At 36.9% G+C, this 16,409-nt stretch carries 20 protein-coding genes; all 20 read left to right on the top strand.

The window, feature by feature from the left end; genetic code table 11:
* Positions 1-378 (top strand): glycosyltransferase (locus NZ923_09480; protein MCS7230249.1); only part of this gene is annotated, 378 nt, incomplete at its 5' end.
* Positions 362-1,756 carry an undecaprenyl-phosphate glucose phosphotransferase gene (locus NZ923_09485; GenBank protein MCS7230250.1) on the top strand — a complete coding sequence of 465 codons (1,395 nt, stop codon included), beginning with the start codon at positions 362-364 and terminating at the stop codon, positions 1,754-1,756. The genes NZ923_09480 and NZ923_09485, both read left to right, overlap by 17 nt.
* A gap of 11 nt (positions 1,757-1,767) precedes the next feature.
* A complete protein-coding gene (locus NZ923_09490) occupies positions 1,768-2,883 on the top strand; it encodes a DegT/DnrJ/EryC1/StrS family aminotransferase (protein ID MCS7230251.1) in 1,116 nt (371 codons plus the stop codon).
* A 6-nt stretch (positions 2,884-2,889) separates the two neighbouring features.
* Positions 2,890-3,645: a polyprenol monophosphomannose synthase gene (locus tag NZ923_09495; protein MCS7230252.1), complete on the top strand. Its 756-nt coding sequence runs from the start codon at positions 2,890-2,892 to the stop codon at positions 3,643-3,645.
* Positions 3,635-5,632 carry a glycosyltransferase gene (locus tag NZ923_09500; protein ID MCS7230253.1) on the top strand — a complete coding sequence of 666 codons (1,998 nt, stop codon included), beginning with the start codon at positions 3,635-3,637 and terminating at the stop codon, positions 5,630-5,632. Before NZ923_09495 ends, NZ923_09500 begins: the two co-directional genes overlap by 11 nt.
* Complete coding sequence (locus tag NZ923_09505; protein MCS7230254.1) at positions 5,632-6,591, top strand: acetyl-CoA carboxylase carboxyltransferase subunit alpha; 960 nt, start codon at positions 5,632-5,634, stop codon at positions 6,589-6,591. Before NZ923_09500 ends, NZ923_09505 begins: the two co-directional genes overlap by 1 nt.
* Complete coding sequence (locus NZ923_09510; GenBank protein MCS7230255.1) at positions 6,588-7,019, top strand: acyl-CoA thioesterase; 432 nt, start codon at positions 6,588-6,590, stop codon at positions 7,017-7,019. Before NZ923_09505 ends, NZ923_09510 begins: the two co-directional genes overlap by 4 nt.
* 7 nt (positions 7,020-7,026) lie before the next feature.
* Complete coding sequence (locus NZ923_09515; protein ID MCS7230256.1) at positions 7,027-7,194, top strand: Trm112 family protein; 168 nt, start codon at positions 7,027-7,029, stop codon at positions 7,192-7,194.
* Positions 7,195-7,205: 11 nt separating this feature from the next.
* Positions 7,206-8,066: a carboxylating nicotinate-nucleotide diphosphorylase gene (gene nadC / locus NZ923_09520; GenBank protein ID MCS7230257.1), complete on the top strand. Its 861-nt coding sequence runs from the start codon at positions 7,206-7,208 to the stop codon at positions 8,064-8,066.
* Positions 8,066-9,685, top strand: coding sequence for an L-aspartate oxidase (gene nadB, locus NZ923_09525; protein ID MCS7230258.1), 1,620 nt, complete (start codon positions 8,066-8,068; stop codon positions 9,683-9,685). The genes nadC and nadB overlap by 1 nt, the downstream gene beginning before the upstream one ends.
* Before the next feature lie 97 nt (positions 9,686-9,782).
* Positions 9,783-10,496, top strand: coding sequence for a phosphoribosylformylglycinamidine synthase I (purQ, locus tag NZ923_09530; GenBank protein ID MCS7230259.1), 714 nt, complete (start codon positions 9,783-9,785; stop codon positions 10,494-10,496).
* Positions 10,497-10,623: 127 nt separating this feature from the next.
* Positions 10,624-10,830 carry a twin-arginine translocase TatA/TatE family subunit gene (gene tatA / locus NZ923_09535; GenBank protein MCS7230260.1) on the top strand — a complete coding sequence of 69 codons (207 nt, stop codon included), beginning with the start codon at positions 10,624-10,626 and terminating at the stop codon, positions 10,828-10,830.
* Positions 10,831-10,852: 22 nt separating this feature from the next.
* On the top strand, positions 10,853-11,266 hold the full coding sequence (locus tag NZ923_09540; protein MCS7230261.1) for a twin-arginine translocase TatA/TatE family subunit: 414 nt from the start codon (positions 10,853-10,855) through the stop codon (positions 11,264-11,266).
* Positions 11,263-12,708 carry an Asp-tRNA(Asn)/Glu-tRNA(Gln) amidotransferase subunit GatA gene (gene gatA, locus NZ923_09545; GenBank protein MCS7230262.1) on the top strand — a complete coding sequence of 482 codons (1,446 nt, stop codon included), beginning with the start codon at positions 11,263-11,265 and terminating at the stop codon, positions 12,706-12,708. The genes NZ923_09540 and gatA overlap by 4 nt, the downstream gene beginning before the upstream one ends.
* Before the next feature lie 30 nt (positions 12,709-12,738).
* Complete coding sequence (locus NZ923_09550) at positions 12,739-12,945, top strand: site-specific DNA-methyltransferase (protein MCS7230263.1); 207 nt, start codon at positions 12,739-12,741, stop codon at positions 12,943-12,945.
* A 3-nt stretch (positions 12,946-12,948) separates the two neighbouring features.
* Positions 12,949-13,926: a succinate--CoA ligase subunit alpha gene (gene sucD / locus NZ923_09555; protein MCS7230264.1), complete on the top strand. Its 978-nt coding sequence runs from the start codon at positions 12,949-12,951 to the stop codon at positions 13,924-13,926.
* A gap of 27 nt (positions 13,927-13,953) precedes the next feature.
* Complete coding sequence (gene ndk, locus NZ923_09560) at positions 13,954-14,382, top strand: nucleoside-diphosphate kinase (GenBank protein MCS7230265.1); 429 nt, start codon at positions 13,954-13,956, stop codon at positions 14,380-14,382.
* A 61-nt stretch (positions 14,383-14,443) separates the two neighbouring features.
* Positions 14,444-15,676 carry a DUF1343 domain-containing protein gene (locus NZ923_09565; protein ID MCS7230266.1) on the top strand — a complete coding sequence of 411 codons (1,233 nt, stop codon included), beginning with the start codon at positions 14,444-14,446 and terminating at the stop codon, positions 15,674-15,676.
* Between the two features lie 14 nt (positions 15,677-15,690).
* Positions 15,691-15,972 (top strand): hypothetical protein, encoded by a 282-nt coding sequence (locus NZ923_09570; GenBank protein ID MCS7230267.1) that lies wholly within the window; start codon positions 15,691-15,693, stop codon positions 15,970-15,972.
* Entirely contained in the window at positions 15,969-16,409 is a 441-nt protein-coding gene (locus tag NZ923_09575) for a 3-dehydroquinate dehydratase (GenBank protein MCS7230268.1), read from the top strand. Before NZ923_09570 ends, NZ923_09575 begins: the two co-directional genes overlap by 4 nt.

Below are 16,409 nucleotides of genomic sequence, written 5' to 3' on the forward strand. Positions count from 1 at the left end.
GAAAGATCCGATATACCAAATATATTATCTCAAAGTGATATTTTTGTTTTGCCGTCCCGTTGGGAAGGTTTACCATTGACAATTATAGAAGCAATGATGGCGGGTTTGCCTGTTGTTGCTTCAAATGTTGGAGGAGTATCTGAATTAGTAGATAATGGAGTTACGGGTTTCCTCGTCCCACCAGGTAATGTTGAGGTATTTGTTGATGCTTTGAAAACTCTTGTTGATAATGAGAGTCTAAGACAAGAGATGGGGAAGGCTGGATTAAAGAAAGCTTTTGAGAAATTTAGTCTTGATAATATGCTTTCTAAAACAAATGAGGTTTATTGGGAAGTTTTGAGATCAAAAAAGCTCGTTGAAAATGTCAAAAGTGTCTGAAAGAATATTGGTATTTTTTGTAGATATTTTCTCTGTATTTCTTTCCTGGTCTATTTATTATATCGTTCGGGTTGAAAGTGGTTGGTTTTCTTATTATGTTAAGCCTGAATTTTGGGCTCCGATGATCGTCGTTTCTGTTTATTGGCTTGTAATTTTCTGGCTATTCGGATTATATCAACCTTGGTATGCAAAGTCAAGAATGGATGAAGTTTTCACTATTTTAAAAGCCGTGACATTCGGTGTCCTACTTCTTTTCTTCGCTATTTTTATTGATGATATATCAACAAATTCACCTGCGAACTCAAGATTACTAATTTTAATTTACTGGATCTTAGTGATGTTTTTCGTATCGGTTGGAAGAGTAAGTTTGCGAACTTTGCAACGGAAATTGCTTGAAAAAGGAATCGGAGCAAGAAATACTTTGATAGTTGGATTTAATGAAAAAGCGAAGGAAATCTACGAACTTTTAAAAAAATATCCAGCTCTTGGATATAAAGTCATTGGCTTTGTTAGAACCGACAAAAGAAAAGGCGGAGAATATAAAGATGTTAAGGTCCTTGGCTCAGTAGAAAGAATCAATGACATAATCAGAGAGTATGATGTTAAAGAAATCATCTTTGCCCTTGATTCATCAGAACATGAGAAACTTTTGGAGATAATTGGAAGATGCGAGGAAGAAGTTGGATTTAAAATTGTCCCCGACCTTTATGATGCCATAAGTGGTCAAGCTAGAACAAATCAAATTTACGGATTTCCACTTATTGAGATAATGCCTGAATTAATGAAGCCATGGGAAAAAGTCGCAAAAAGATTGATTGATATATTTATATCACTTACAGTTCTTGTTTTGGGATTACCGCTTTGGATTATAATTGCAATTTTGATAAAAATTGATTCAAAGGGACCAGTCATATATAAGCAAGAAAGAGTTGGTAAGGATGGCAAAATTTTTACGCTGTATAAATTCCGTTCAATGTTTGAAAATGCAGAAGCTATGACTGGACCAACCTGGGCTTCAAAAAATGATCCGAGGGTGACTCGGGTTGGAAGAATTTTAAGAAAACTGCATCTGGATGAAGTTCCGCAGTTTTTTAATGTTTTAAAAGGTGATATGAGCTTGATAGGACCTAGACCTGAAAGACCAGCTTTTGTTGAAAAACTTTCTAAAGAGATCCCGCTCTATAAACGAAGGTTGAAGGTTAAACCCGGTATAACTGGATGGGCACAGGTTAAATATAAGTATGATGAATCCATTGAGGATGTTAAAAAGAAATTGCAATATGATCTCTTTTACATTGAAAATATGTCGCTCAGGATGGATTTTAAAATAATTGTTCACACTATTTTACATATACTTTCTGGTAAAGGTCAAACTTAAAGGAGGAATTTATGGAAGTTCCTGTTTTTACACCTGTTAGACAATACTTAAACTTGAAAGAGGAAATTGATTTAGCTATTCAAAAGGTTTTAAACAGAGGTGATTTCATCCTCGGCGAAGAAGTTAGAGAATTTGAGCAAAAAGTTGCAGAATATCTTGGAGTTAAACATGCAATAGGTGTAGCTTCCGGAACAGATGCACTTCAAATTGCTTTGATGGCAATTGGTCTAAAGCCAGGAGATGAAGTTATAACAACTCCATTTACATTCATTGCAACCGCTGAAACAGTTGCCCTGCTTGGAGGTAAACCAGTTTATGTTGATATTGAAGAGAAGACATATAACATAAATCCAGATTTAATTGAGGAGAAAATCTCGGAGAAAACAAAGGCAATTATTCCTGTTCATCTTTATGGTCAACCTGCAGAGATGGAAAAGATCATTGACATAGCCAGAAGATATAATCTTTATGTAATTGAGGACTCTGCACAAGCTCTTGGCTCTGAATATAAAGGTAAAAAAGTTTGCACATTTGGAGACATCTCGTGTATAAGTTTTTTCCCAACTAAGAACCTTGGTGCATTTGGAGACGCGGGGATGATCGTCACAAACAATGATGAACTTGCAGAAAAGATGAAAATGATAAGAGTTCACGGAGCGAGGATTAGATATACCCATGAGATACTCGGTGTAAACAGTCGGCTTGATACTTTGCAGGCGAGCATCCTTCTTGTGAAATTTAAATATCTTGACAAATGGAATGAGAGAAGAATTCAAATTGCAAAAAAATATAACGATGGTTTAAAAGATATTGATTCTATACTTCTTCCGTATTCAGAACCATATAACAAGCACATATATCATCAGTACACAATTAGAACGAAATACAGGGATGAGCTTTCATCGTTTCTAAAGGAAAGAGGAGTTCAAACCGCAGTTCATTATCCGCTTCCCCTGCATCTTCAAAAAGTTTTCTCATATCTCGGCTATAAACAAGGTGATTTCCCCGTCGCAGAGAAGTGTGCAAAAGAAGTTTTATCGCTACCAGTATTTCCTGAATTAAAAGATGATGAAATTGACTATGTAATTGAATTAGTAAGAGAATTTTATCAAAAAATGAGGGATTAATCATTGATGAGGATTCTCGTTGTCATCCCGACCTACAATGAAGCAGAAAATATAAAGGAACTAATACCACAGATCTTGAAACAGAAGGAATCTATTCCATTCGGAGAAATTGATGTTCTTGTTGTTGATGATAATTCTCCAGATGGGACAGCAGATGTCGTTAGGGAACTTCAGAAAGAACACGGAGAAAGATTACATTTGATCGTAAGACCGGGAAAACTTGGGCTTGGGACCGCCTATGTTGAAGGCTTCAAGTTTGCTTTAAAGAACAATTACGATTTCGTTTTTGAGATGGATGCAGATTTTTCACATGATCCGAACGAGATACCTAAAATTTTGAAAGGAGCACTTGATAGTTATGATATGGTCATTGGATCAAGATACTCTCATGGCGTTTCTGTTATGAACTGGCCAATGAGTCGTGTTTTGTTAAGCTACTTCGCTAATGCTTACGCAAGAAAAATGACCGGCGTTCCCGTCAAAGATTTGACAAGTGGATTTAAATGTATGTCAAAAAAAGTTCTTGAGAAAATTGATCTTGATAAGATAAGGTCAAATGGTTACGCTTTTCAAATAGAGTTGACAGTTAAAGCTTACTATAAGGGTTTGAAAATTGTTGAGCATCCGATAATTTTCGTTGAGAGAAGATCTGGAGTATCAAAAATGAATAAGAAAATTGTTTTGGAGGCGTTCTTTATGGTTATTCGGCTTGCTTTTTTGAGGCTTTCAAAATTTTTTAGAAAAAAGAAAAATGGAAGTTGATCTTTCAATAATAATTGTCAATTACAATGTCAAAGATTTTCTTGAAAATGCCCTGATATCAATAAGAAACGCAACGGCTGGACTTAACACTGAGATTTTCGTTGTGGATAATGCAAGCGAAGATGGTAGCGTTGAAATGATAAGGCAGAAGTTTCCCGATGTTAAGCTAATTGCAAATTCTGAAAATCTTGGCTTTGCTAAGGCAAATAATCAAGCGTTGAAACTTGCAAAAGGTAAATATATCCTTTTGATAAATCCAGATACGATAGTTCAAGAGGATACTTTTAAAATCTTAATTTCTTTCTTTGAGACGCATCCTGAATGTGGTATGGCTGGATGTAAAGTTTTAAATCCTGATGGAACTCTCCAACTTGCCTGCAGAAGAAGTTTTCCAACTCCGTGGGTTGCTTTCACTAAAATGGTGGGGCTTTCCGCTTTATTTCCAAAAAGTAAAATTTTCGGTAGGTATAATCTCACATACCTTGATCCTAATGAGATCACGGAAGTTGACGCCGTGAGCGGTTCTTTTATGATGATAAGAAGAGAAGTTTATGAACAAGTTGGAGGACTTGATGAAGATTTTTTTATGTATGGCGAGGATATTGATTGGTGCTACAGAATAAAGAAAGCCGGATGGAAAATCTATTATGTCCCGTTAACGCAGATAATCCACTTTAAAGGTGAAAGCACAAGGCGAAGCAATTTAGATGAGATACGAATCTTTTACGATGCTATGAAAATTTTTGTTAAAAAACATTATAAAGAATTCGCTCTGCTTGGTTTAATTTTAAGAGTTGGAATTATCGTTCGTGGATTAATCGCAATGCTTGGAAAATTTATAAAAAATTATTGGGATATGCTTGTTGATGTCTTGATAGTTTGGATTTCCCTTTTAATTGCTGAATATGTCAGATTTAAAGCGATTTTCGCTTTTCCAAAATATGCTTATCCTGAAGTTTTGATAGTCCCACCGCTTGTTTTCTGGATTTCGCTTTATTCTTTTGGAGTTTACACAAACAGAAAATTTTCAATTGGTTATGCTTTGATAAGTGTATGGTTTTCATCTCTTATTCTTTCATCCTTGACATTCTTCTTGAAGGAATATGCGTTCAGCCGAATGATTCTTCTCGTGATGACGGCTTTGAATACAGTTCTTATTCCTGGTTGGAGGTTGATTTTGCGAATTCTCGGGAAGATCCCATTTATCAATGTTAGAATCATTGCGAAGAGAGTTTTGATAGTTGGAGCTGGCGAGAAAACGGTATCACTGATTGGGAAGTTAAGAAGGAAAACGGATGAAAATATTAAAATTATTGGGGTTTTGGACTATGATATGAGAAGAGTTGGGCAAAAGATTGATGGTGTTGAGATAATAGGAAGCATAAGCACAATTGATAAAGTTATCCGTGAGAGAAAAGTTAACGATATAATTTTCGTAAGTGGAGATTTGTCTTATTCTGAAATTTTTTCAATTATAAGTCGCGTGAAAGATAAAAGCGTTAATTTCAAACTTGCTCTCGTCGGATCTGATCTAATTTTGAGCAAAGCAAGCATTGACTCGCTTGATGACATTCCAGTGCTTGACATTGATTACAACATCAATAAATTCTTAAACAAATTTGCTAAGAGAATTTTTGACATAGTTTTCTCGCTTCCGCTTTTGATTTTTGTTTATCCTTTGATATATTTTAAAAAGATTTTTGGAAGAGAGGTAGGAAGTTTTGGAAGTAAAATATTGCTTTTGCCGAAAGTTTTGTCAGGAAAGTTAAGTTTGGTTGGTCGTCCGCTTGATTCTCCAGATCGGCAGGATTACCTTGGCAAGAAAGGTTTGACGGGAATTGTTCAAATTTCAGAAGTTGATGAACTTTCTCCAGAAGAAATTGAGAGATTAAACATTTTTTATGCGCGTAATCAATCCCTTGCGCTTGATATTGAAATTTTAATCAGAACTTTAATCAAGTTGATTTCAAACAAAAGAAAGATATAGTGATGTCAAAATTTGTTCTTGATTTTGAAAAGCCGATTTTTGAGCTTGAGCAAAAAATTGAAGAGATGAAACGATTTGCAAGCAGTGGTGGCGTAGATTTAAGTGAAGAAATAAAAAAGCTTGAGGAAAAAGTTGAGGATCTGAGGAAAAACATTTATTCAAATTTGACGCGATGGCAAAAGGTTCAATTGGCAAGGCATCCTGATAGACCCTATCCTCTTGACTATATTTATCTTATGATGAGCGATTTTGTTGAATTGCATGGTGATAGATGTTTCGGCGATGATAAAGCTATGATAGGAGGATTTGCACGACTTGAGAATAGAACCGTTATGGTAATTGGAACTCAGAAAGGGCGTGATACAAAGTCAAATCTTTACAGAAACTTTGGGATGCCACATCCAGAGGGATATAGAAAAGCGCTAAGATTGATGAAACTTGCGGAAAAATTTAATAAGCCAGTTATAACATTAATTGATACGCCAGGGGCATATCCAGGAGTAGGTGCGGAGGAGAGAGGGCAAGCAGAAGCTATTGCGAGAAATCTTTTTGAAATGGCGCGACTTCAAGTTCCTATTGTGGTCGTGATAATTGGTGAAGGTGCAAGTGGAGGAGCATTAGGAATTGGTGTTGGAGATAGAATTCTGATGCTTGAGCATGCGTGGTATTCAGTAATAGCGCCAGAGTCATGTTCAAGTATCCTGTGGAGAAGCTGGGATTATAAAGAACAAGCAGCGGAACAGTTAAAGCTTACAGCTCAAGATTTGATAAAACTTGGCGTAATTGATAGAATAGTCCCAGAACCTATTGGTGGAGCTCATCGGGATCACAAGGAAGCTGCCAGAATTTTGAAGGAGATTTTAATTGAAGAACTTGACCAACTTTCAAATATCAAGCCCAAAAAACTTGTTGAAATGAGAATTGAAAAATACAGGAAAATGGGGTTCTGGGAAGAATGATAAAGCATGTTTTTAAACTTAGAGTTAGGTATTCCGACACTGATCAAATGAGATTCGTCTATCATGCGAAGTTTTTTGAATACTTTGAATGGGCAAGAACAGAACTTTTAAGAGATTATGGCCTTCCATATAGCGAAATTGAAAGAATGGGATACCTAATCCCAGTGCTTGAGGCATATGCGAAATTTAAAAAGCCAGCTTATTACGACGATCTCTTAAGAATTGAAACCTACATGAAAGAAATTCCAAATTTGAAATTCCGACTTGAGTATGAAGTTTATCGTGATGTTGACGATGAATTAATTGCTGAGGGATACACAGAGCATGTGTTTCTTGACGCAAAAACTTACAAGCCCATCAAACCTCCTGATGTTTTTATGAATTTTGTCGTTGAACAGTTCAAATCATGCAAAAACAAAAAATGTTGAGCAAGGTATCGTGATTGATAAGGATCTCTTAAAAATTCTCGCCTGTCCAAAGTGTAAAGGTGATCTTGATTATATTGAAGAACCTGAGTCGCTTGTTTGCAAGAGTTGTGGCAAAGTTTACGAGGTAAAAGATGGAATTCCGATTTTATTGGTTGATGAGTCAAACGATGAATAGAGAAAATCAAAATGAAAAATTTTACTCTTGAGGAGCAAATAGTTGAAATTGTAAAAAGGGCATTGCTTGAAGATATTGGATATGGTGATATAACAACAATGTCTGTGATAGGTGATGAGTATATTGAGTCGGATGCTGAGCTTATTGTTAAAGAAGATGGCGTAATTGCTGGAATAGATGTTGCTTGGATTGTTTTTAAAACTGTTGATCCTAATTTAAAATTTGTCCCGAATGTATCTGATGGAGATTTCGTAAAGAAAGGTGAGATTATTGGAGCTGTAAGTGGTGATGTTAGAAGCATTTTAGCTGCCGAAAGAGTTATGCTTAATTTCGTTCAAAGGATGAGCGGAATAGCGACACTTACAAGAAAGTTCGTTAAAGCAGTTGAAGGAACGAAAGCTAAGATAACAGACACAAGGAAAACAGCACCAGGGCTTAGATTAATTGATAAACTCGCTGTTGAAATCGGTGGCGGAGTGAATCATAGATTTGGGCTGTATGATATGATCTTGATAAAAGATAATCATATTGCAATCTCTGGTGGAGTTGAGAAAGCGATTGAGAAATGTTTGAAATATGTCAAAGAGAAAAATCTTGATGTGAAAATTGAAGTTGAGGCACATAATTTGGACGATGTGAAAAAGATTGTAAAGTTTGACGGTATTGATAGAGTCATGCTTGATAATTTCAGCATTGATGATTTGAAAACAGCTGTTGATTTAATAGGCGGGAAATTTGAAGTTGAGGCTTCTGGCGGAATTACTCTTGAAAATGTTCGGCAGGTTGCTGAAACAGGCGTTGATTATATCTCAGTTGGAATGTTAACTCATTCCCCAAAAGCACTTGATATTTCGCTTGAAATAAAAATTTGATTTTTATGGCGATAATCAGTGATTTCCTTGTCATAGGGAGTGGGATTGCTGGTTTGTTTTATGCATTAAAAGTTGCAGATCATGGTCATGTTATAATAATCACGAAGAAAGAAAAAGCCGAATCAAACACAAACTACGCACAAGGGGGAATTGCTTCGGTTTTTTCTCCTGATGATTCTTACGAACTGCATATTCAGGATACTATAAATGCTGGAGCTGGATTATGTAAGCGTGAAGCTGTTGAAATCATGGTGCGCGAAGGACCTAAAAAAGTTGAGGAGTTAATTCAAATCGGTGTTGAATTTACAAGAACACAAAATGGCAAACTTGATCTTGGAATAGAAGGTGGACATTCAAGGAAGAGGATTGTCCATGCGAAAGATCTAACGGGAAGGGAAATAGAAAGAGCACTTTTAGAAAAGGTTTTAAGCCATCCAAATGTTGAACTATTTGAGCATCATGTGGCGATTGACTTGATAACGGAACATCATTTAGTTGGAATTGACAAGAGCAAGAAGATTGATAACATCCATTGCTGGGGTGTTTATGCTCTTGATGTGAAAACAGGGCAAGTTAAAAAATTTCTCTCAAAAGTTACGATGTTGGCAACGGGCGGGCTCGGTCAAGTTTACCTTCATACCACTAATCCAGTGATCGCAACTGGTGATGGTGTGGCGATGGCTTACAGAGCTGGGGCTAAAATTGGTAATATGGAATTTATTCAGTTTCATCCGACAACGCTTTATAACTCTGGAACTCCAGCTTTTTTAATCTCCGAAGCTGTGCGTGGCTTCGGAGGAATTCTGAGGACGAAGAAAGGTGAAGATTTTATGAAAAAATATGATCCTCGTGGATCCCTTGCACCAAGAGATATTGTTGCAAGAGCAATTGATACAGAGCTTAAAAAATCCGGCGATGAATTTGTTTACCTTGATTTAACTCATCTTGAACCAGACAAGGTTAAAGATAGATTTCCGCATATTTACGAAAGATGTCTTGAGTTTAAGATTGATATCACTAAAGAACCTATACCTGTTGTCCCAGCAGCTCATTATTCATGTGGCGGAGTTGTTACGGATTTGTGGGGTAGAACCTCAATATACGGCCTTTATGCTGCCGGAGAAACTGCAATGACCGGAGTTCACGGAGCAAATCGGCTCGCAAGCAATTCACTTCTTGAAGCTCTCGTTTTTTCAGAAAGAGCTGCGGTTGATTCAGTCAGGTTTGTAAAGGAAAATTTTTTCAAATTTCCAAATATACCTGATTGGATTGATACTGGAGTTTTCAATACGGAAGAATGGGTTTTGATTTCACATGATAGAAGAGAAATTCAGCAATTGATGTGGGATTATGTGGGGATAGTTCGTTCAACATTGCGACTTGAGCGAGCAAAGAGAAGAATTGAGTTGATAGCAAATGAAATTGAAGAGTTCTACAAGAAAACAAAAGTAACTGCAGATATACTTGAACTTCGTAATCTTGCTACAGTCGCGCTTCTTATAATTCGTTCTGCCCTGATGAGAAAAGAAAGCAGGGGGTTGCATTTTAACACGGATTATCCATACCGCGATGATGAAAACTGGCTTAAGGACACAATAATTCAAGACATACGCATTTAAGAGGGGGGATTTTTTATTTTGTTTTTATTTTTTGTTAAATTTGAGCAAGAAAAATAATACACAAACTTTTCCAAAGTTAATCACGATGACGACAAAATTGAAATTTGGTGTTGTTGTTTTCCCTGGCTCAAACTGCGATCACGATACTTATTATGTTTTGAAGAAAGTTTTTGGACAAGATGTAAAGTTAATTTGGCATAAAGATGGAACTATTGGAGATGTTGATGTTGTGATATTGCCTGGGGGCTTTTCCTATGGGGATTACTTAAGACCTGGTGCGATTGCGAGGTTTTCGCCGGTGATGCAAGATGTCATCAGGTTTGCGAAGCGAGGTGGCAAAGTCATGGGAATTTGTAATGGTTTTCAGATCCTTGTTGAATCTGGACTTTTGCCTGGGGCTTTATTGAGAAATTCATCTTTGAGATTTGTGTGTAAATTTGTTTATGTTCGCGTTGAAAATAAAAATACTATTTTCACTTCACAATGTGAAAAGGGCGAGGTCTTGAAACTTCCTATTGCACACGGCGATGGAAATTATTATGTTGATGATGAGACATTGAAAAAACTAATTGACAACGAACAAATAGTTTTCAGATATTGCGATAAACACGGAAACATCACGGAAGAATCAAATCCAAATGGTTCAGTTTACAACATTGCTGGAATAATAAACGAAGAAGGAAATGTCCTTGGTATGATGCCGCATCCAGAAAGATGCTCTGAACCTGTGCTCGGTTGCACTGATGGAGCTAAAATTTTTAATTCACTGATTTACTCACTTTCATTTGCGGAGGAATTTTTAAACAAATAGTTTTGAATCTTGATTAAATCAGCCAAGATTGTGAGCGGTCAAGCAAATAATCAAAAGTTATTCGGCGGTCTTTGTCATTAAGGCGAATTTAAGTAAAAGCGACAAAATAAAAAGGAGGTGAAATAAAATGTTCGGGCTTGGATGGCAGGAATTATTATTAATTTTGCTTGTGCTGTTAATTTTATTTGGCGGAAGGCGACTTCCGGAGCTTGCGCGTGGGCTTGGTAGTGGAATAAAAGAATTTAAGAAAGCGATGCGTGAAGAAGACACACCAAGTGAAAAACCAAAAGAGATTGAACAAAAAACAGAGAAAAAAGAGCAAGATCTAAATTAAGATCTGTGAAGGAGGTGTTATCATGTTTGATAACATTGGATTTGGAGAGCTGTTGGTTATTGGTTTGTTTATTTTAATTTTTTTCGGACCGAGGAAAATCCCCGACATAGCTCGGAGCTTAGGGAAAGCGGTCCGTGAGTTTAGAAAAGCAATGCAAGATGTTCAAAGTGAAATTCAAAGCGTCACTGGAATTGATTTGAATTCAGATTTAGATTTTACAGCATCTCAAAAGGAACGAAAAAATACGCCTTCAGAACTTGACGATTTGAAATTTAACAAGGAAGAGGTTAAATCCACAGAGCCAGGCGCAGTTCTCGTTGAGGAGAAGTTATCTAAAAATAACCAAGGTAAAAAATCTGTGAAGAAAAAAACACAAGGAGGCAATCACAAAAATAAATCAAGATCTCGGGTGAAAACAAAATCAAAGAAAAGATGAATAACAAACGAAAATTTGATGTCTTAACCTACGATCAGATAAGGGAAAAAATTTTCTCGGGGGAAGCAAGTTGTGAATCCATAGTCAAAAATTATTTGGAAAAGATCAAGGAATATCAAAGGTTAAATGCTTTTTTAAGTGTCTTTGAAGAGAAAGCAGTTCAAAGAGCGATTGAAATAGACAAGAAGATACATTCTGGGGATGCTGGTAAACTTGCGGGAATGGTTATCGCAGTTAAGGACAACATATGTGTTAAGGATGAAAAATGCACTTGTGCTTCAAAAATACTTGAAAATTTCATCTCGCTTTATGATGCCACTGCTGTTGAGCGACTTTTAAAGGAAGATGCAATCATCATAGGTAAGACGAATTTGGACGAGTTTGCTATGGGTTCTTCAACTGAAAATTCTTATTTTGGTCCTACTTTAAATCCATACGATGAAGAAAGGGTCCCAGGTGGTTCAAGTGGAGGAAGTGCTGTTGCTGTTGCGGTTGGGCTTTCAACCACGGCGCTCGGTTCTGATACAGGCGGTTCAATAAGGCAACCTGCTTCATTATGCGGGGTCTACGGTTTGAAACCAACTTATGGAAGAGTTTCGCGGTTTGGACTCGTTGCTTATGCCTCATCATTTGATGTAATAGGTCCGTTTGGAAATTCAACGAAAGATGTCGCCCTTGTCTTACAAGTGATAGCAGGTCATGATGAAAATGATTCAACATCTGCGAATGTTCCAGTTCCAGAGTATTTAAGTTTTCTTGATAAAGATGTTAAGGGTTTGAGGATCGGCATTCCATTAGAGTATTTTTCAGAGGGACTTGATGATGAGGTAAGGGAAGCAATAGAAAGAAGAGTTGATTTTTTAAAGGAAAATGGTGCAATAGTTGAGAAAATCTCGTTGCCTCACACGGAATATAACATACCAACTTATTATATACTCGTAACCGCAGAAGCTTCTTCAAATTTGGCTCGGTATGATGGCGCAAGATATGGCTATCGCTCTAAAGATGTTAAAACTTTGTATGAAATGTATGTAAAATCCAGAAGTGAAGGATTTGGTCCAGAGGTAAAAAGAAGGATTATGCTTGGGACATATGTTTTGTCTGCCGGATATTATGAAGCGTATTATCGCAAGGCGCAGAAAGTGAGAAGGTTGATAAAAGAAGATTTTGAAAAAGCTTTTGAAAAAGTTGATGTCATCATCACTCCGACATCCCCTACAACTGCTTTCAAGATTGGCGAGAAGACGGACGATCCCTTGAAGATGTATCTTTCGGATATTTACACTGTTTCTGTAAATCTTGCTGGAGTTCCCGCGATTAATGTTCCTGCTGGATTTGATAAAAATGGCTTACCTATTGGGCTTCAGATAATCGGGAAGCAATTTGATGAAGGAACGATATTGAGGATTTCTGATTTTTTGGAGAAAAATTACAGAGATTAATTTGAGACGAGAAAACAAGGCAAACTATGGGTGAATTACACATATGAAGGAGAGATTGTCCTTGACCCATTTATGAGAAGCGGAACAACTGCGATTGCAGCTATTATGACTCATAGGTTTTATGTCAGTTATGAAATTGATGAGACATATGTTGAACTTTCCGAAAAGCAAATAAAGAAATTTTCTGCAAGTTTTCAACCTGATTTATTTGAGAAATTAAAAATAAATTTTAGGTAGCAAATGGCAATACTTGTTGACAAAAGCACTCGTCTTGTGGTTCAAGGGATAACAGGTGGAGAAGGTTCATTCCACACAAGGCAAATGATTGAATACGGCACAAATGTTGTAGCTGGGGTTGTCCCTGGCAAAGGAGGGACATTTTTTGATGAGAAGATACCTATCTTTAACACTGTCCGTGAAGCAGTGGAAAAGGAAGGAGCTAACACCTCCATTATCTTTGTCCCAGCACCATTTGCTCCAGATGCAATTATTGAAGCAGCTGATGCTGGAATTAAACTTATAGTTTGTATTACTGAAGGGATCCCGGCGAAAGATATGATTCAAGTTTACGAGTATCTAAAGCACACAAACTCAAGATTAATTGGGCCTAATTGCCCAGGTGTAATTTCGCCTGGTAAAGCGAAAGTCGGAATAATGCCCGGCTTTATTCACAAAGAGGGAACAATTGGAATTGTTTCAAGAAGCGGGACATTGACATATGAAGCAGTAAAACAGTTAACTGAAGCTGGATTTGGGCAATCAACGAGCGTTGGGATTGGTGGAGATCCAGTGATTGGTTCAAAGTTTACAGATATAATTAAACTTTTCAATGAAGATCCTGAAACCGAAGCGATCGTGATGATAGGCGAGATCGGTGGAACAGCTGAAGAAGAAGCTGCCGAATTTGTGAAAAATTATGTAGATAAACCTGTCTTTGGTTTTATTGCTGGAAGGACAGCACCACCAGGTAGAAGAATGGGACATGCTGGCGCGATCATTTCAGGTGGAAAGGGAACAGCTCAGGAAAAGATGAAAGCTCTTGCCGACGCTGGAATTTATGTGATAGAAAATCCAGCTGTTATCGGTGAAACCGTTAAAAGAGTTTTAGGTGAAAAGCCGAAAAGAAAAATTTTTGTCATGTCCTCGGCGAAGAAATCTAAAAAAGGTGTGAAAAAATCAAGTCAGCGTAAGAGAAAAGTTTCAAAGAGGAAAAAATAAAATTAAAAACAAAAGTGAGGTTGAAACTTGACCGAAAGAACGCTTGCTATTTTGAAACCGGACTGTGTTAGAAAAAACCTGATAGGCAAGGTTATCTCACACATTGAGGAAGCTGGCTTCAAAATCGTCGCAATGAAAATGCTTAAATTAACAACTGAACAAGCAAAAGCATTCTACTATGTTCACCGAGAGAAATCTTTCTATAACGACCTTGTTAACTTTATGACCTCTGGTAAAGTCGTGGCTATGGTGCTTGAGAAGGAGAATGCTGTAAGCGATTTCAGGGAATTGATCGGCGCTACCGATCCGAAAGAAGCGAAAGAGGGAACTATAAGAAGATTATATGCGGATAGTAAGCAAGAAAATATAGTTCACGGCTCTGATTCCATTGAAAACGCAAAATTTGAAATTTCATTTTTCTTCCCCGAAGCTGAGCTGATAGCGAACGAAGTTTGAGAATAAATCCCGTGGGCTTTATGCTCACGGGTTTTTTAATAATAAAATTTTACGCACAAAAATGGGAAAAATAATTATGTTAATTATTTTGCTCTCAACCTTATCGCTTTCTCAATCCAAGCGCGTAAAAATTGGAGCGGAGGTTTTTCTTGAAAGGCACCTTGATCTCGTGAAAGGTAAGAGAGTTGGAATCGTTACAAACCATACTGGGCTTTTGCCAGATGGAAGACATATCGTTGATGTTTTAAACTCAATTGAGAATGTGAAAGTTGTCGCTCTTTTCGGGCCTGAACATGGGATAAGAGGGGAAGTCCCAGATGGCAAAAGCATCGCTCACGGTATTGATACAAAAACCGGCATCCCTGTTTACTCTCTTTATGGTGAAGTTAAAAAACCAACAGCTGAAATGCTTAAAGATATTGATGTTTTAATTTTTGACATTCAAGATGTCGGCGCGAGATTTTATACTTATATTTCAACGATGAGCTACTGCATGGAGGCATCCGCTGAGCAAGGTAAAAAGTTTATTGTCCTTGATAGACCAAATCCAATTCGTGGAGTTTATGTTGACGGTCCTATTCTTGATCCTAAGTTTAAGTCGTTTGTCGGGCTTCATACAATCCCAGTTGCACATGGCATGACAGTTGGGGAACTTGCGAAAATGTTTAATGAAGAAGGATGGCTTGAAAACAGGGTAAAAGCTGATTTAACGGTGATAAAAATGGAAAATTATTCAAGGAAGATGTGGTTTGATCAAACCGGGCTACCTTGGATAAAACCATCTCCAAATATGATGACGCTTAAAACCGCTATAGTTTACACAGCTACTTGTTTCATTGAGGGAACAAATGTATCTGAAGGCAGGGGGACAAATCATCCATTTGAATGGATAGGAGCGCCATGGATTGACTCAAAAAAGTTTGCTAAAGAGCTAAATTCTTACAATCTTCCAGGAGTCAAGTTTGAACCTATTGAATTTACACCGACTGATATTGAAAAAGTTACCATTGATCCAAAATATGAAGGACAAAAATGTGGCGGCGTGTTTTTAAATGTTTATGATCGTGAAAAGTTTGAACCAGTGAAAACGGCAGTTTATATTCTTTACACATTGAAAAAATTGTATCCAAACGAATTCAAATGGAGAACCGCAGGGCAAGATAGATTATGGGGCACTGATAGAATTAGATTAATGATTGACGAAGGGAAAAAACCAAGCGAGATAATAAAATCTTGGGAGACCGAATTAAAAGAATTCTTAAAAATCAGGGAGAAATATATGCTTTACAACTAATTTGGCTTATCTAAATGAGAAGGCGAAAACCTGAATTGATACTTGAAGAGTTGGAAAAATTCGTGAAAGATTTGGGTATAACTTTACGATATGAGCGAGGTGATTTTGAAGGTGGGTATTGCGTTTTGAAAGAGCAGAAAATGATAGTCATAAACAAGTTAGCAAATACTCAAAAAAGAATTTCATTGCTTTCGCAAAGCATCGTTGAAATGGGGATTGACGAAAACTTGATAAGTGAGAACATCAAGAGCATAATTGAGGATGAACTTGCTAAACTAAAGTTAAGGCAAGAATGAAAATACTTGTGATACACGGGGCAAATTTAGGTATCCTTGGGAAAAGAGAGCCAGAAATTTATGGCTTGTTAACCATTGATGAGATCAATAAAATTTTGATGGAGAGTTTTAAAGGTGTTGAGTTTGAATTTTTCCAGTCAAACATTGAGGGCGAAATTGTAAATAAGTTAAATTCTTTAATTGATTCTGATTTTGACGGTGTGGTTATAAATCCTGGGGCTTTTACTCATTACTCTTTTGCGATAAGAGATGCAATTTCAGCGCTGAAAATACCTGTAGTTGAAGTTCACTTATCAAATTTATATTCTCGTGGGGAGATAGAAGGGTTTAGACAAAAAAGCGTAATTGCGCCCGTTTGTAAAGGATATATTGCAGGTTTTGGATATTTGAGTTATATTTTAGGAGTAGAAGCGATCTTGAAACTCAAGATAAGTTGA

The sequence above is a fragment of the Candidatus Kryptonium sp. genome, assembly GCA_025060635.1.
GTDB lineage: Bacteria > Bacteroidota > Ignavibacteria > Kryptoniales > Kryptoniaceae > Kryptonium.